24 protein-coding genes are annotated in these 15,233 nt (G+C 56.2%); all 24 read right to left on the reverse strand.

The annotated features are described in order from the left end of the window. Positions 1–10: 10 nt before the first annotated feature. Positions 11–688 carry a peptidoglycan DD-metalloendopeptidase family protein gene (locus AAAU26_RS03765; protein WP_265104213.1) on the reverse strand — a complete coding sequence of 226 codons (678 nt, stop codon included), beginning with the start codon at positions 686–688 and terminating at the stop codon, positions 11–13. A gap of 3 nt (positions 689–691) precedes the next feature. Further along, entirely contained in the window at positions 692–1,009 is a 318-nt protein-coding gene (locus tag AAAU26_RS03770) for a hypothetical protein (protein WP_227618807.1), read from the reverse strand. A gap of 15 nt (positions 1,010–1,024) precedes the next feature. Next, positions 1,025–1,303, reverse strand: coding sequence for a branched-chain amino acid ABC transporter permease (locus AAAU26_RS03775; protein ID WP_227618806.1), 279 nt, complete (start codon positions 1,301–1,303; stop codon positions 1,025–1,027). Next, positions 1,293–1,484 (reverse strand): hypothetical protein, encoded by a 192-nt coding sequence (locus AAAU26_RS03780; protein ID WP_227618805.1) that lies wholly within the window; start codon positions 1,482–1,484, stop codon positions 1,293–1,295. The genes AAAU26_RS03775 and AAAU26_RS03780 overlap by 11 nt, the downstream gene beginning before the upstream one ends. 17 nt (positions 1,485–1,501) lie before the next feature. After that, positions 1,502–1,651, reverse strand: a complete 150-nt coding sequence (locus AAAU26_RS03785; protein WP_227618804.1) for an XkdX family protein — start codon at positions 1,649–1,651, stop codon at positions 1,502–1,504. A gap of 2 nt (positions 1,652–1,653) precedes the next feature. Next, on the reverse strand, positions 1,654–1,983 hold the full coding sequence (locus AAAU26_RS03790; RefSeq protein WP_227618803.1) for a hypothetical protein: 330 nt from the start codon (positions 1,981–1,983) through the stop codon (positions 1,654–1,656). Then, positions 1,914–3,152, reverse strand: a complete 1,239-nt coding sequence (locus AAAU26_RS03795; protein WP_227618802.1) for an RNA-dependent RNA polymerase family protein — start codon at positions 3,150–3,152, stop codon at positions 1,914–1,916. Before AAAU26_RS03795 ends, AAAU26_RS03790 begins: the two co-directional genes overlap by 70 nt. A 249-nt stretch (positions 3,153–3,401) precedes the next feature. Further along, positions 3,402–3,989, reverse strand: a complete 588-nt coding sequence (locus AAAU26_RS03800; RefSeq protein ID WP_227618801.1) for a hypothetical protein — start codon at positions 3,987–3,989, stop codon at positions 3,402–3,404. A gap of 45 nt (positions 3,990–4,034) precedes the next feature. Next, positions 4,035–4,889: a hypothetical protein gene (locus AAAU26_RS03805; protein WP_227618800.1), complete on the reverse strand. Its 855-nt coding sequence runs from the start codon at positions 4,887–4,889 to the stop codon at positions 4,035–4,037. 15 nt (positions 4,890–4,904) lie between these two features. Then, positions 4,905–5,546, reverse strand: coding sequence for a phage tail-collar fiber domain-containing protein (locus AAAU26_RS03810; protein ID WP_227618799.1), 642 nt, complete (start codon positions 5,544–5,546; stop codon positions 4,905–4,907). A 17-nt stretch (positions 5,547–5,563) separates the two neighbouring features. Further along, positions 5,564–6,133, reverse strand: coding sequence for a phage tail protein I (locus tag AAAU26_RS03815; RefSeq protein WP_227618798.1), 570 nt, complete (start codon positions 6,131–6,133; stop codon positions 5,564–5,566). Next, positions 6,126–7,280: a baseplate J/gp47 family protein gene (locus AAAU26_RS03820; RefSeq protein WP_227618797.1), complete on the reverse strand. Its 1,155-nt coding sequence runs from the start codon at positions 7,278–7,280 to the stop codon at positions 6,126–6,128. The genes AAAU26_RS03815 and AAAU26_RS03820 overlap by 8 nt, the downstream gene beginning before the upstream one ends. Further along, positions 7,273–7,560 (reverse strand): hypothetical protein, encoded by a 288-nt coding sequence (locus tag AAAU26_RS03825; protein WP_227618796.1) that lies wholly within the window; start codon positions 7,558–7,560, stop codon positions 7,273–7,275. The genes AAAU26_RS03820 and AAAU26_RS03825 overlap by 8 nt, the downstream gene beginning before the upstream one ends. Continuing rightward, complete coding sequence (locus tag AAAU26_RS03830) at positions 7,560–7,970, reverse strand: phage tail protein (protein ID WP_227618795.1); 411 nt, start codon at positions 7,968–7,970, stop codon at positions 7,560–7,562. The genes AAAU26_RS03825 and AAAU26_RS03830 overlap by 1 nt, the downstream gene beginning before the upstream one ends. Before the next feature lie 15 nt (positions 7,971–7,985). Continuing rightward, complete coding sequence (locus AAAU26_RS03835; RefSeq protein ID WP_227618794.1) at positions 7,986–8,504, reverse strand: phage baseplate protein; 519 nt, start codon at positions 8,502–8,504, stop codon at positions 7,986–7,988. Between the two features lie 10 nt (positions 8,505–8,514). After that, on the reverse strand, positions 8,515–9,498 hold the full coding sequence (locus AAAU26_RS03840) for a phage late control D family protein (protein ID WP_227618793.1): 984 nt from the start codon (positions 9,496–9,498) through the stop codon (positions 8,515–8,517). Beyond that, the gene (locus tag AAAU26_RS03845; RefSeq protein ID WP_227618792.1) at positions 9,495–9,704 is read right to left on the reverse strand and encodes a tail protein X; all 210 of its coding nucleotides are present in this window, start codon (positions 9,702–9,704) and stop codon (positions 9,495–9,497) included. The genes AAAU26_RS03840 and AAAU26_RS03845 overlap by 4 nt, the downstream gene beginning before the upstream one ends. A gap of 12 nt (positions 9,705–9,716) precedes the next feature. After that, complete coding sequence (locus tag AAAU26_RS03850) at positions 9,717–11,975, reverse strand: phage tail tape measure protein (protein ID WP_227618791.1); 2,259 nt, start codon at positions 11,973–11,975, stop codon at positions 9,717–9,719. Then, on the reverse strand, positions 11,962–12,087 hold the full coding sequence (locus AAAU26_RS03855; protein WP_265104212.1) for a hypothetical protein: 126 nt from the start codon (positions 12,085–12,087) through the stop codon (positions 11,962–11,964). Before AAAU26_RS03855 ends, AAAU26_RS03850 begins: the two co-directional genes overlap by 14 nt. Before the next feature lie 32 nt (positions 12,088–12,119). Further along, positions 12,120–12,488 carry a phage tail assembly protein gene (locus AAAU26_RS03860; protein WP_227618790.1) on the reverse strand — a complete coding sequence of 123 codons (369 nt, stop codon included), beginning with the start codon at positions 12,486–12,488 and terminating at the stop codon, positions 12,120–12,122. After that, positions 12,488–13,000 carry a phage major tail tube protein gene (locus tag AAAU26_RS03865; protein WP_227618789.1) on the reverse strand — a complete coding sequence of 171 codons (513 nt, stop codon included), beginning with the start codon at positions 12,998–13,000 and terminating at the stop codon, positions 12,488–12,490. The genes AAAU26_RS03860 and AAAU26_RS03865 overlap by 1 nt, the downstream gene beginning before the upstream one ends. Positions 13,001–13,019: 19 nt before the next feature. Next, positions 13,020–14,474, reverse strand: coding sequence for a phage tail sheath family protein (locus AAAU26_RS03870; RefSeq protein WP_227618788.1), 1,455 nt, complete (start codon positions 14,472–14,474; stop codon positions 13,020–13,022). Next, complete coding sequence (locus tag AAAU26_RS03875) at positions 14,475–14,738, reverse strand: hypothetical protein (RefSeq protein WP_227618787.1); 264 nt, start codon at positions 14,736–14,738, stop codon at positions 14,475–14,477. After that, the gene (locus tag AAAU26_RS03880) at positions 14,738–15,223 is read right to left on the reverse strand and encodes a hypothetical protein (RefSeq protein ID WP_227618786.1); all 486 of its coding nucleotides are present in this window, start codon (positions 15,221–15,223) and stop codon (positions 14,738–14,740) included. Before AAAU26_RS03880 ends, AAAU26_RS03875 begins: the two co-directional genes overlap by 1 nt. Between the last annotated feature and the right edge of the window lie 10 nt (positions 15,224–15,233).

The raw sequence follows: 15,233 nt of genomic DNA on the forward strand, positions 1-15,233 counted from the left end.
CTTTTTGCGGTTACGGTGCGAAAAGCGCCGCTTTGGTTTTGGCTCCAACCTTGCCGTCAACGGTCAGGCTGCGGCTCAACTGGAACTGTTTCACGGCTGCGGTGGTCTTGGCTCCAAACAGACCGTCAGGATCCCCGGCGTCAAATCCGAGGGCGGAGAGCCTGGCCTGCAACGTAGCGTTGTGGATGGCTGCCGGGTAGCTGTTCCGTCCGGCGGCGAGGGTTGCGCTGCCGAGCAGTGAGCCGTCCCAGGCGGAAGCTCTTGCCGTCCTGCTGGCGGCGTTCGGAATGTCCGAGTACTGCGGCATATCCCTGTAAAGGTTGTGATTGTCGGATTCCCGGATTTCCCAGTGCAGGTGGCTGCCGGTGCTGTGGCCGGTGCTGCCCTCAATGCCGATTAGGTCGCCGGGCTTGACGGTCTGGCCTGCGGTGACGGCAATGCTGGAAAGGTGGCCGAAGTACATATAGAAACGGGTCTTGCCGATGCGCACGACCACCCGGCGGCCCCAGCCCTGCTTTGCGTTCTTGGGGTTCTCCCAGCCTGCCCGGACGACGGTGCCGTATACCGGGGAATAGAGGCGTTTGTCGGCAATGCCCACCAGGTCGAAGCCTTGGTGCAGGGTGCCGTTGCTGCGCAGGTTGTTCCAGGTCTGGGAAATGCGGAAGGTTCCTTTGTACGGTGCGATCATGGGTCAGGCCTCGTCAATTTTGGACAGCGCTTCCTGGGCGGCGTTATCCAAGTCGGTAAGTACTGCCTCAATGAACACCTCGGTCTTTTCGTCTACCTTGTAGCCCCAGCGGGTCAAAAGCTCAATGACCCATTCTTTCTTCTTTGCCTTGGGGATTGCGCCGGTCTTGCCCAGCTTCTCGGCGGCTTTGGCTGCCACCTTGACGATCCAGAAGAAGGACTGGTTCTTCAGCCAAGGAAGAACGACGGTGGAAAACAGGGCCAGGCAGCCCAGACTTGCGGCTTTTACCAACAAGGAAATGATTTCGTTCATGTACTCCATTTTTTTATCTCCTGTTTACAAATCGTTGTGGTGTGCTTCCTGGTTCAGATGCTTGTTGAGCTTTTCCAGGGCGTCCTTGCAAGGGCCGTTGCAGCCCTGTTCGATTAGGCCCTGCAGGGCGCCCCGCAGACCATAGCAAATCAGGGACTGTTCGTCCATCATCTCTTTGATGATCTCGCTCTGCTTCCTGTCCCGCTCGGACGCTTTATAAAGCGATACTGCTGCGCCGCCGAGGACGCCGAGCGCTGTTAAAAAGGCGGCGGCTTTGATGATGGCGTCTGCATCAATCCACATTGGCGTTGTCCACCTCCTTCCCGCCAGGGTATACGGCAGCGGAATAGGCGGCCTCCACCTCTTGAAGCTGTTCCTCTGCGGCTACGGCTCCAAGCTGTGCGAGGGCGCTGTTCTGCTGCTTTACGATACGAAGAAGTTTTTCCACGGTGTCAATGAGAAACTCGGTCAGTTGAATTTCCATTTTCCCTCCCGGCGGCTTTATGCGGTGTAGGATTCGCCGGTAATCTCTTCGTATTCGGCGGGAGTGATCCAGCCTTTCTTCACGACCTTTTTCACGGTAGTGCTGCGCCAGATGCCAAGGTCGTAGTAGCTCTTGATGTCAGGGAATTTCTTGCTGTGTTCGTTCATGGTCACATATCCTCCAGGTCGGTATCGGTAACGAGGGCCAGATAGTCCAGCTTCGCCTTGGTGGTGGCTCTAAAAAGTTCCTCGGGCGAAAGCTCCCGCAGGACAAACCACCAGCGGCTGTCCGGGTGCGTGATCTGCACCAGTTCCGCGTTGTTCCATTCCAAGGTGCTGTCGCCGTCTGTGGCGGTGATCTTGGAGAGTTTGCCGTCGAACATCTCCGGGGTCAGTTCGGTGTCCGAGATGAAGTTGTTGCCGCTGAGGGTCAGGCCGCCGATGGCAGTGCCATCATCCAGCGTAACCGTCCATGGCTGCTTCCGTGCGTTTTCTTCCATGTTGGTGCCTTTCCGAACAGGTCATAGAATAGCCTGCTCAATCCTAGAATTTGTTGGCGAGACATATACTTGTAGACGCTGGCAATCCAGGGCTTGAAGGATTCCTCAATTTTGGAATAGGCCATGCGCCCGGCATCCAGGAGGCGCTTGTAGGCTTTCAGCCTGCGACGTTCCCGGGTGACTGCTTTAGGGTTGATCTTGCGAATAAGCCGCCCGCTGGCGGTCAAGGAGTATTGAATTTGCAGGTGGCGGTAGGTGTCCGAGAGCTTGCAAATCCGGGTCTTGCGCTCGTTGATGATAAGGCCGAATTCTGCGGCGATTTTCTTTATTCCCTCGAAAGCCTGCAACAGCTTTTCCTTGCTGCGGTGGATGATATAGGAATCATCCGTATACCGTCCGAAGTGCCGGAAGCCGCAGACGATTTTGCAGAAGTTATCTATCCTGTATGGGTATAGAATCCCTATATCCTGCGACTGCTGGTTTCCAATGTCCACGCCTTTGCGGAGCCACTTTTCGCCTGTAAGCTGTGCTGCTGGCACTCCTGCATTGAGAAGCGGGTCTACTTTTCGGCGGTACATCTCGGCAACTTCCTTATCGCTGAACCTGGAAACGTCCATCTCAAAAGTCCGAAAGGTGGCAGCCATGATCTCTTTTGTGAGCTGGCGCTCCAGCGGGTCTATGGGTTCCCGGTCAAGAAAGGCGCCGACGGTAGCCAGGCACTTTTCGTGGGGAATGTTTGCGTAATAGCCGCTATAATCCCAAAGAAGAATATAACCCTCATTCGAGCCTGTTTCGTTGAAGTATTGGTGAAGGTGCGTTTCAAATCGCTGCCGGTGGAAGGATACACCTTTTCCTTTCTGGCTGGCACTATTGTCGTATTGGAGGTATTTGTGCAGGTACGGCGTCAAGACCTTATCGCAAACGATATGGTTCACGGTTTTGTCCTGCATGGTCGCACTGGAAATATACCGGGTTTTACCCCGCTCTTTTATGACAAATTTGCTGCCAACCGCCGGGCGGTATTTTCCTTCCATCAACGCCTTTTGGAGTTTGGCCGTTTCCAGAAGCTGGTTCATCTCAAAAAGCTGTGTGCTGTATTTCCAACGGCTTCCCTTGATGGACTTGGTTCCGGCCTCAAACAAGGCGTTTGCATCATAGTAATTATTCATGTAAAAAACCACGCGATAGGCTCATCGGTCGTAACCGGGGCCGTCATGATTCGTATTTGCTGCGGAGCGCCCGCAGGAGGACAGCCTTTCCTTTCGCATTGCCGCAGGCGGGCTGTACCCTTTATGTGCGGTTACGAAATCCGGGCGGACGCCATTGACATTCGAGGCGTTGTTGTAGTTGCAATTCCCGTTGTTGTTGACGTTGGCGAAGTTCGTCGCCGAGACCACATACAAAGGCTGCCCTATTTCTTATTCGGTTTTCTGCGCTTCCTCTGGCGGTGGAGCTTCCTGTGGAGGTTTCTGCGCGGGTTCCACCGCCAAATCGGAAAAGCGCTTTTCATCGGAGCGTCGAAGCTTCTTTATCAGGTTGGCTTCATGGTCGAGGTCAAGAACAATGCGGGTAAACTTGTTGTAATCGGATGGGAGGGTGGTTGCGGTGTATTGCAATTCATCTTGAAGCCGATAGCAGCAGGCGATTGCTTTGTCAAGATGCAGGCGGCGTTCCACATACTCGTCGTAAATTTTGGGGAGGATGGCATTTGCTTCCCGCAGGTGCGAGGGAATGTCGCAGGCCAGTTGGAACATACGGTCACGCTCTTTGACGATAAACCAGCCCTCGAAGTTTTCTTCCAGCTTGCGTATCGTTTCGGCGACTGCTTCTCTTTCCTCGGGGTTTTGGATGTAGCCGGTCATTGCCTTTATATGATCTTCATATTTCTTTTGGCTGTAACCAAACGTCACCATGATTTCCGTGGTGATCTGCCCGCGGATGTCGGACGCGAGCGTTTGAGCTTCCAGCTTGGAATGGTTGCGCCTGCCTTTAGGAACTTCTGACATTTTTAACTCCATATTATCCGGCGGCAGTTGCCGCCGGATGGTTGATTAGTAGATTGCAAAAGCCGGGCGGACGCCACCGACATACGAGGCGTTGGCGTAGGTGCAATTCCCGCCGCCGCTGACGTGGGCGAAGGACGCCGCCGAGACCACATCCCTCAACCAGCACCAATAGGCTCGCTGCGCGTGGATGAACCAGGGCGCATAGCGGAAAAGGGGCAACTGGCTTTTGTCAATGGTGTAGTTGTTCGGCACGGTGCTGCCGTCCGAAACTGCGGTGAAGTGGCGGGTGCCGTAGACCATGGCCTCGTTCATCAAATCGACGGTACTATCGTACCAGGTGCCACCGCTGGGCTTGCCGTTACTGACAGCGTTCTGGAAATGCTCGCGGTGGTTCAAAATGTGGTCGGAACCGAAAGCGGCGTTGACGATGGTCTTGGCCTCATCCAGACCAGTCTTGTACATCTGACTGCCAATGTATGCACCCTCCGTGGTATTGGTGGCGTTCATGGCTGCGGTGTACAGGTGAGCGTCCGGGACAATGAGGGCGTGGTGGGTGGTGCAGTCGGTGTCGCCGCAGCGATACCAGTAGTCCAGGGCACCAATGCGCCAGTTTCTGCCGTTAATTGTCCAGTAGTCGCCGATATAGAGGTCGGTGAACTTGCCGGAGCGGATGGCTGCGCTCTGTGCTGAGGTGAAGCTGCTGCCAAGGCACTTGCCACGATAAATCGCGTTATGGCTGGCAGCGCTGTCTCCGACCAGCAGGGAGAGCAGGGCAGGCGCCAGGATGCTGGCCTGGATGATCTTCGTGCCGTTGGCGGTCTGAATGAGCAGCTTGTCCGTGCCGAGGGCTTCCAGGGCCTCGGAAAGCTCCGAAATAGGTTTCTGAACAGGGGTTTCCATTGCATTACCTCCAAATCAAATAAGTTGCAGTTTGCGGTTGGCCAGCAGAACTATGCCGTCTGAGGTGCAGAGCCGTTCGCCTGCGCTGGTTCCGAGCGCCGTCCAAACTTCGCCGTTCACCAGCATCGAATAGACTTCGTTCAGGTTCGTTTGAATGAATGGATGGGCGTCTTCGTTCTCGTTGTGTTCCTGCAGGTCTTTCCAGGTGGCGTAAATGAGGGACTTGTCCAAGGTGCAGGTCACGTTGGTGGCATCGCCTACGATGATGGGGATGGTGACGCTCTTTTCCACCAGCTCCGTTGCTGCGGGGGCGATATAGTCTGCGGTGTCGTATGCGTTCTGATAGCAGTAAAGAATATCCTTGCTGCGGTCATTCGGGTTGTCCGGGTCTGCACAGAAGATGCCGACCTCCCGCCAGTAAAAGCCTGCGCTCAGGCCGGCATTGGAAAATTTGGCGTTTACCTCCACATAGTCCGTGCGCTGCTTTACCGCTGCATCAATCGAAACAACGGAATGAACGAGGCCGGTCAGGGTCGCAATGGGGGTGCTGAGCTGGCCGTCGCCGAGTTGCATGGTTGTGATCTTGAGTGCTTCGCCGCCGAGGTTGCGGTAGTAAAGGGCTTTGCCTGCGTTCGTGAGTTTAGGGGCTTCAAACATTTGTGCTTCCTCCTTTCTTACATGGTCGCCTTGTTGAGCGTTACGATGTCGCCGGTATGAACGAAAAATCCAACCTTGGGTTGGGCGGCGTCTGTGGAGAGGTCAAGCACTACTTCGTCGAGCCAACTGGAAAGCCGCTTCACGGAGTTCAAAACCTCTTTGAATTCCTGCACATTGGCTGCAGTGACGGCGGGGTTTGTGGTGTAGGCTTTGAAGTGGTGGGGCTGCAATCCGCATTCCCACCATTCCTTTATATAGCCCACACCAAATACCGCCTCAATGATGCGATTGACCGCAGCCGGGGTTCCCATTTGGTCGTAGAAAATGAGGCTTTCCTTTACCAGCGCCCGCTTGATGGCAACGCTGTATGTCTGCTTATAGACCGGGGTGCGAAGCTCCACAGCGAGAAGGTCGAGAACAGGTTCCGGGACGCTGTCAATCGCAATATAGATGCAGGCAGCGTCGGCGAAGCGGATGATCTGCTGCACCTGCCTGCTGACGGCATAAGCAAACGCCTGGGTTTCCGTGTCGTTCTTCAGGTCGCTCGGGAGCAGTTCCGTGAAGCGGCTGTCTTTAAGTTCAGTCATCCTCAAGGCCTCCGTATGTGATCGAGGCGGTGCCGTCAATGGCAGCGATACTGTCCGCCGGGATGGCGGTGAATATCGGGGCGGTGATCTGCGCCCTCTTTGCCCCGGCGCCCATCACGAGGGCCAGGAGCTTGGAGGGGTTAATGTCTCGCCCAATTTTCCGCTGCCAGGCGACGTAGCTGTCAACCGCTGCGGAGACTGCCTGCTGAATCGCCACAGCCCGGTTGTTGTCGCTTTGGTTGATGTAGTAGGTGAGGGAAACGGTATACTTTACCTCTGCGGGGGCGCGAACGGTCACAAGGTCGTTCATCGGGCGGAGGGTTTCTGCGCTCATGTGCTGGCTCATGGCGGAAATCATTTCGGCGCTCGGGAGGGAGCCGTCTGCCATGACAAAAACAATTTCAACGGTTCCGGCTGCCTGGTCGCTCGAAACGTGAACGCCGCCGATGGCAGAACTGTAATCCTGCACATGGTACTCGTAGCCGTTCCGACTGCCCGCGGTGGAGTATTTGCCGGGCGCAATGAAGATGCGGGCTGCAAAGCTCTCGTCGCTCTCCCTGTCGGCGCCGCCGCTGGAAGTCGAGGTGTTCTCTACGCTCTGAACGTAGGGAACCGGGTCAACCAGCGTTTTAAGCTCGCCGGGAGCCAGACCGTTGCCGGTTTCGCCTGCGGTCATGCACGTCGCGGGAATATCGGCAGTCAGGTCGCCCGCTGGGATCTCGGTATATACCGAGGTTGCAAAGAAAAGCTGTCCCGCTGCAATGCGGGTTCCTTGCGGGATGGCCGTGACGGACGCCCTTGCAGCTGAGAGGGTGAAGCGGATAGTCGTAACGGCTGCAGCGGCCTGGTTCCGGGTAGCTCCGCAGCGGAAAGCGCCGAGCAAATCCAGAAAATCACCGACGCTATATTTCACGGTGTCCATCTTTCCCTTGATGTCAACGTACTTCATAGCTTGGTAGATTTGGGCGGCTGCGGCGTAGAGCTTGAAGCGATCTCGGGAGACCCTGGGCAGCGTGTAGGGCTTCCCGGTGGCCTCTGTCATATACGCTTCGTAGTCTGCGACCATGTTCGCTTTCACATCGTCCACGGTTTTATACTCAATGAACGAAATGTCGGGCAGGTCTTTAACGGTGGAAATATCAGGCATTGGTAAGCACCACCTTTGCGGTCACCTTTCCGCCGTTGGCTGCTGCGGTGAAGTTCACGCTGTCAACGGAAAGGGTGGGAATGTAGCGGGGAATCTTTTCGGCGACCTCGGCAACGTACAAGCTCCGGGCGGCCTCTGTGGGCTTGTCGATGAAGCTGTCGTCTATGCCGAGACCGCGGTCTAATGGGATGGTTCCGGCAACGGTAGAAAGCAGCGTTTCGACCTGCTCATCTACTTCTTTCAGGGGTTCATCCCCGATGTAAACTGCGGTGGTTTCCATTATGTGGTGTCCTCCATCGGGTATTCTTCAAGGTCAAGGTTGACCGTGGCCTTTGCCAGCTCGCCATGTCGCAGTACGGTGTCCCAGGCCTCGCTTACTTTCGTGACCCGGAAGGGGTTCCTCCCGAAAGGTCGGAAGCCAATCACCAAATACTGAACTTCGCCAGTTTCGGCCATGCGGGCCAGCAGATCAAGAACTTTTCGGGGGCGTACTCCGAGGGCGGCAGAGAGGTGAATTTCCAGCGTTCCCTTTTTGAGGTCTGCGCCCAGAAACTCAGGGGTCGGTTTGCTGTTGAGCCCTTCGTGGGTCGTCCAGCGCCCGGAGCTTTCCCGTGTGGCATTCTGGAAAGTAAAAACGGCCAGGTCGCTGACCTGAAAGATGATCTTTCTTCCAAAGGTTCCGATGAACAAAAAATCACCTCCGGGTTAGTTTGTGGGAGAGGTCGGGCTGCCAGGTGCGGCGCTTGTGTGGGTATGGCTCTTGAGGCTTTTCCCGCCGCCGATGCAGTCGGTTGTGGCCGTCAAGGTCTGGCCCACATTGGCGTCTTTTTTCATAGTTGTGTTCTCGGTGATGGTCGTTTCGGCCTTTACCGTGAGTTCTTTTGCTTCCAGGACAACCTTGTTCATCTTGATGGTGAGGGTGCCGCCCTTGTAGCGGAGCATCCCTTTCCCGGCTTCCCGGTCAAGGTCTTTGCGCCAGAGACCCTGGCTGCCCTCGGGCGGCTTGTTTTCGTCGCCCCAAGGACGGCCAAGGACAACGCCTACTTCTGCGCCGTTTGAGAGGTGCAGAACGAGAACGGCATCGTCTACCTCGGGCATCATATACTCGGAACTAAGAAGCGGGATCTCGCTTGTGACACAGTCGTCCTTTTCGTGGTAGACGACCCGCACCGTTCCGGCTTCGTAGTTCACCGAGGAAATTTTACCAAAGCGAACAGTTTCCATTCTGCGCCTCCTACTCTATAAGTGAAAGTTCAAGGTCTGTCGTGTAGCCGCTGGAACCGAGGTTGTGGGTGGTGGTGTCGGTGAAGTATTTCCCGGAGAGCGCTCCAAGGGAAACTTCCACGTTCTGGCCGGAAACAAGGAGCTTGCCCTTGACGGTCAGACTGAGCTTCGTTGCTCCGTGGTTGGCTTCATCAATTCCCGCCTGCAACTTCTTTTGTGCATCGGCTTCATCGTCGGCCTTGCCGGTCATCTTGAGCAGCCGGTCTGCGGTGCCAAGGGTGACCTTTATTTCCTTGTTGGTCTTGGGCTGGGTATAGGTGTACTCACCGCCGGTATAGGTTCCAGCGAGGTTCTGGCTCCAGCTCCAAGAAAGGATTTGGTGCGGGTAGATAGTGCAAACGGCATCCTTTTTCTTGTACTCTGTCCGGCTGTAGACCACAATCTTGTTGGAGTAGACCTTCATGCTCAGGCCGTAGGTCTTGCAGAGGTTCATGTAAAACTCGCAGTCTGTGGTTTCGGACTGTTCAAGGGTCGTGATCTGCGGGTCGTCGCCCTCCACATCCCAGAGCAGTTCTATGCCTGCATTGGAGGCAATCTCCTGGCCGATTTTCTGCACGGTGGCCTTTTCCCACACCTTTGTGCGTTTGGTCTGCCGGAATCCAGTGTTAGCCGGAACAGATACCGCTTTCACGGTGCCTGTCCACGGCCAGCCTGAATATGAAACCTTGTCAACGATGAAGTCGCCGCAGTCGAGGGTGCGGTTGTCGCCCTGGGCTGCCCAGTTCGTGAGGGCGATGGTGGCGGAAAGCGGTTTGTTTACCTCCACCTTGCCACCGCTGACGGCGGAAGCGCTGCGCTCAAAGAACGTGATGTCGAGGCTGTCTGCTTCGCCGCTGGCAGGGTCAGTGTAAGTGAACGCCGTTTTGTTAAGATTGAGGACGGATGCGGCCTTGCCGTCGTAGGTAATAGAAACGCTGGACTGTCTGGCTTTCATCCTGTCCTCCATGTGGGCATATTCGGGGCGGCAGTTTCGCTCTCGGGAAGGTCTGGAATGATCAGCACCACGCCTGCCCCAAAAACAAAGATGGTGATCTTGTCGGGGTTGGCGTCCATGAGGAAGCCCATGTATTTTGAATCTCCGTAGACCTTATAAGCGATAGCGTCCCAAACGTCGCCCTGAATCGTGGTATAGGTACTCATTTAGCCTCCTGGTTAGGCCGGAGAAAAGGACTTGCGGCGACGTTCTTCTTCCAGCTGCTTGCTGAATCTCACAAACTTTTGGTATGTGAAATCCATCGCTTGATCTACTTCTTTCCGGGTCACGGAGCCGTTGCCCTTGAAGATGATGGTCGGGGAGAACACAAAGCCGCCTCCGCCGCCCTCTGCAGGCTGCGGCTGGGGCTTATCCTCGGGAGGCGGGTTCTGGCCGCCTGCGGTGGGCTGCGGCTGGGGTTTCGTCGGGTCGGGTTTCCCGAGGCTCAGCAGGAAGTCGTAGAGCTTGGACAGGGGGATAATTGCTTCCGGCTCTCCACCTTCGCCTGCTTCCAGCAGCGTTGGGGCGGTTACGATGCCGCCAGTTGCTAGTTGCGGAATCTGCGGGATTTTGAAGCTGAAAGTGTTGCCGCCAATGACCGGCACCCAGTCCGGGATTTTTACGTTCAGGGAGTTGATCTTGCCGAGAACGTAGTTGATGGCCGAAATTACGCCGTTCATCGGGGCCTTTGCCAGGTTGACAATAGCTCCGAAGATGTTGGCGAAAATGTTCACGATATTCTGCCACGCGGCTCCCCAGTTCCCAGAGAATACGTTCTCCACAAACTGGATGAGGTTGAAGAAAATCGCTTTTACATTTTCGGCGGCTGCGGATACGCTGCTCCACCAGCCAGAAAGGTAGGCGGAGAGCAGTGGAAAGTTGGTCTGGAATCCAGAAACCAGGGCAGCTACGGTGGTAAGCACCGCGGTTTGAATCGAAGTCCAAACCTCGGAGACCTTGATTCCCATGCGCTGCGCCCAGGCTGTTACCTTGTCCCAGTTTCGGTACATCCCAATACAGACGGCAACAACTGCGCCGATGATGGCGACCGCAACCAGGAGTTTAAGGTTCATTACTTCTGCGGCCTTGCCGAGAGTAGCACCGCCGTTGGAAGCCGCCTTGAAAACAGTAGCGAGATTTTTCGCAGCGCTGATGGCGGTCATGGCTGTTTTGAAGGTCTTGAAAGCCGTTACTGCGGTAAGGACACCGCTTGCAAGGGCGATGAACAGTTCTTTATGCTCCGCCGCAAATTGGACGGCTTTTTCTGCTTTAGGGAGAATATCGTCCAAAATAACGAGGCCTTTGTCCATGGCGTCCGTCAGGTATGGAATAGCCTTGTCGGCCAGCTTTTCCAGATACGGCAGCAGCTTCAAACCGGCCTTTGTCAGGAAATTCTGGAAGCGGTTGGTGAGCTTTTGAATCTTATAATCCAGGTTGCCCGTCTGGCGGGCGAATGCTTCATCCGCTGCGCCGGTGGCGTTGTACATCTCCGCCGTCTTTTCGGCGTAGGTGCTGGACTGCTCGCCGCAAAGGGCGAGGATTGCGGTCTGCGCCTCCACGCTGCTGAACAGCTTTGCCATGGCCTGGGTATCACCGCCAACGGTTCCCATCAACGCTTCAAGCGTTCCCTGGAAGCCCAGGCTCTTGATGGCTGCGTCTGCGGTGGAGTAGCCTATCTTACTAAGGGCGGCGTCCATGCTCTTGGAGGGCGACATAAGGCCAGAAAGGACGGACTTGTACTGCGTGGCGACCTCTGCGGTGCTGCCGGTTACGCCGGTCAAGGTTGCGAAGGTGCCATATAGTTCCTCTTGCTGCACGCCCAGGGCGGAGGCCAGGGGGACGACCTTGCCGATGGACGAGGCCAGTTCCGGGAAGCTGGTTTGTCCGAGGCGGACGGTAGCAAAGGACAGATCTGCTGCCTTTTGGACAGCCTCTGCGCTGATGTCGCCATAGCCCTTGGTGACGGCGGAAAGCAGGTTGACGCTGTCCGTTGTGGTGGCGTTACCTGCGGCGGCGGATTTAGCCGCTGTTTCCAGAATGGAGGAAGCATCGTCAACGTCGCCAAACGCAGAAATGACCTGGTACATACCATCGGTCAGGTTGCTGGTGGCAACGCCGGTCTTGTCCGAAATGCTCAGAACGTCTGAAGAAATGCTGGCGGTTCGGGCTGCAATTTCTTCGTCGGTGCCGGTGAGCAGGGTCTGGACGTTGGACAGTTCCTTTTGGTAGCCTGCGGCGGCGGTCACGGCTGCGGTAGAAAAGGCCACAGCCGCCGTGGTGGCGGCTGCAAACCCTGCGGCAGCGGCTTTGCCGACTGCCTTTGCCGATTTGCTGAGGGAGGCAAGGTCTTTGTCGGCTGCTGCGCAGGCCTTTCGGAGGGTGCCGTCTGATTTGGCACCGATCTTTATCATCAGGTCATACGTTTTACTTTTTGCCAATTTGCGCCTCCACCTCCCTTGCATAGTCCTGGATGGCGTCTGCCAAGTCGTTCAGTTCGTCTATGGACAGGCTCTGCAGGTAGTCAATGCCAACGTGCAGAGCCTGTGACATATAGACGGTGGTTTTTGTGATCGCCCGCGGGGTTAGTCCTCCCCATCCCCGCCGTAGAGAAAACCCACGACTGCGCCCTTGACGGATACCAGGTCAGGAGCGCGCAGGCCCCAAAAGAAGTCCGAGGGCAGGTTGGTGACGTGGTGCGCCATGTACACGGCATACTCCATCGTCATTTCCACGGTGGCGGGGTTGATGCCTTTGTTCAGTTTCTGAACCACGCGGCCTGCTTCCTTGAGGACTGCGCCGTTCACGTCCTCAAGGCCGGACAGGTCGATGCCGGTATAGGTCTTGTCGCCGAAGGTGTAGGGCTTGGCGAACTTGATGTAAAGCTCATTGGTGTCCTCTGCGGTTTCGGGCTCCTCGACCTCGGGGGCGAGGGTCAGTTTCTTGTCTTCCATTAGCACATTGCCTCCAAAGCTGCCAGCTGGTCTACGCCGTTCACGGCGTACTTACCACGGATTTTGTTCAGTTCGATCAGGGGTTCGCCGTCTACCTCAATCAGAATATATCTGATCGAAAGGGTGACGCTGGTTTCCATGGAGTTTGCGGCCTTGAGCTTGCCCGGCTCGCACTTCTTGGTGAGGCCGCGAACGACTACGCGGATAGGGGTGAACTCGATGTCACCGTCGTCCGTGTTGCCCTGAACACCGCCACGGATTGCCAGGTGGTGAGCCTTGAGCATATTTGCCAGGGATGCTGCTTCCTTGCTCATAACCCGGAAAGGAATGGGAAGCTCTTGTTCGTTGAAATAACCCGGAGTGGGATCTTCGTACTCGCCGAGAATACCTGCGCCAGAAACGGTGTTGGTGGGAGTCTCAAAGCTGGGCAGCGTCATTTCCTCGCCACGGCCAATGAGCTTGACGCCGTCTTTGTAGACCTCATACTTGGCGATCTTGGTAGGAATATTCACGTTTTATACCTCCAATCGGTCAGGAGAAGATGGTGGACAGGGCGTCGGTGTCGTACTCGCGGATGTTGTGGATGTACTCCGTGGGGACGAAAGGCGCCATGTAGGTATGGACGGTCAGATGGCCTGCCAGCAGCTCGGTGGTCGGATTTTCGTCCTCCAGGAACTTCATGTTGTACCCTGCGCAGTAGCCACGAGCAACGTAGCCGCTGCCGGTGATGTTCGTACTATCCACGATGTCCTGCACGAGGCGGCGGTTCTCGGGCTTGTCCACCTTCTGGAAGTAGGTCAGGATAAAGTTGTTGCCGTCCCAGTCGAAGAAACGGCGGACGCACCAAAAGCGATCTTTGGTGTCCGTAGTCGAGGGGTATGCGCAGGTATTGTTGCCCCAGAACTTGAGGCCGTTGACGTTGATGGCGGTACAGATACCGTTTGCGCCGAGAACGTCGTCCGCCTGCTGCTTGTCGAGAAGCACCTCGGTGCCGTCGTCCAAGCAAAGGCCGGTAATGCGCAGGCTCTTGTTAGAGGGGGATTCGTAGGGGACGCCGTCGTTGCTCGTGTCGAGCCAGACGGTGTGCGCTGCGGCCATGGCGGAGAAGTAGTATTTCTTCTCGCCGACCAAAACACGAGGCCAGAGGCAGATGCCGTGGTTCGTGGAGAATCCCTGCTTTTCTTTCGCCTGCTTGCAGTCGGTGTAAACCGTTGCGCCGTCGGAGTTGGCAGGAATATCCAGAATGGTGTTGAGGTCAAAGCAGCCGTTCAGCTGTTCAACCTTTGCCTGCAGCGCAGCAGCCACGGTTGCGTCCTGCGACCAGCCGGGTGCGATAATCAGGCCGGGCACCAGGCCGAACTTGGGATAGACCTGGCGGATGATTTCCAGGCCAGTTTCCTCGTTGGTGCTGCTGTTTACGCCGCCGACGACGTCGGTCTTGGTAACGCCGCTGGGCTTGATGCTCTTGCTGGTGATCTTCAGTGCGGTTGCTGCCTTTGCGGTGGTGGACAGCAGCACGATAGTCACGTTGCCGTCATCGTCGTGCACCGCGGTATAATCCACATCGGCGGCGAGCGGGGTAGCATCGTTCTTCACCACCAACGAGGGCAGCAGAACATACTGTTTGGTATAGGTTGCCATGCCGCCGGTAACGGTGACAGTTTCCTCCGCGTTCTCCGTGGTGTGCGCCGCCTTGTTCGGGTCAAGCACGTTCACCAGGACGATGGGGGAGTTATTATAAACACGGAAGTTTGCGTCCATGCTCTGGCAAAGGGTGAAGTTCTCGAAGTCGTCAGAGTAGCCGAGGGCTTCCTGGCACTCTGCAAAACTGTAACAGAGTTTCGGGGTGTTCGCTGCCTTGTAGGGGTCTTTTGCCAGGTGGATGGGGGCCGTGCCGAAAATGACCTGCAGGCCAGCGCTGGACGTGGTGGGGGTGGTTAAGCTGGTGGCAGCCTCGCTGTTACCTGCGCCATGAAGATAGCTCATTTATGCGCCCTCCTGAATCTTCTTTGCAACGATGTTGCAGATGGTAACGATACGGCCTGCGCCGCTCTGGCGTTCCTTGCGAGCCTCTGCAAAGGAATCCAGGGGAATAATCAGGCTCTCAATGGCGGGAATCGCCTTGATCTTTTCGGTCAAGTGTGCCGGAATGCCGCCGGTGAACACGGAATCCTGGCGAACAACGCCGGGAATGTTCGGGCCAATATAAACGACCTGCTCCGGGGCGGCAGGGGTGGTGTTTTTTGCCATTATGTTTCAGGCTCCTCTCTATAAATAGTAGGCCCTTCAAAATGAAGGCCGATTGCTGCGGAATAGTAGGGGTGTTTGTTGGGATCGAGGTCGTTATCCCACTTGATGGGGCGCACAAGCTCAAAAGCCCGCGCAATCTTCACTTTGCGCTCAAAGTACCCCAGGATCACGTTCAAAATGTGGGAGGCGTCCCGGTATCCCTGCCGGTTCGGGTCGGGGTCGTAGACCTCAACGGCAACGACCACGTCAACCTTGTTCGGCTTGTCAATTTCGGTCTGCTCGCCGTTGACAAGGGCCACCAGCACATACGGCTCCGGGAGGTCGTCGTCATTGGTGGTCTGAGCAGGCCTTGGAGCGCGGTACGGCTTGAACTGCGGGAATACCTTGACGCCTACCTCATGCCCTGCGGAATTTGTGAGGCGCAGCGGAGCAAGCTGTTCCTTCAATGCCTGGACAATAGCGTCCTGCAGGTCGGTAGCTGTCATGTGGGATGCC

This window comes from Faecalibacterium longum (assembly GCF_040094125.1).
In the GTDB taxonomy this organism is placed as follows: domain Bacteria; phylum Bacillota; class Clostridia; order Oscillospirales; family Ruminococcaceae; genus Faecalibacterium; species Faecalibacterium longum.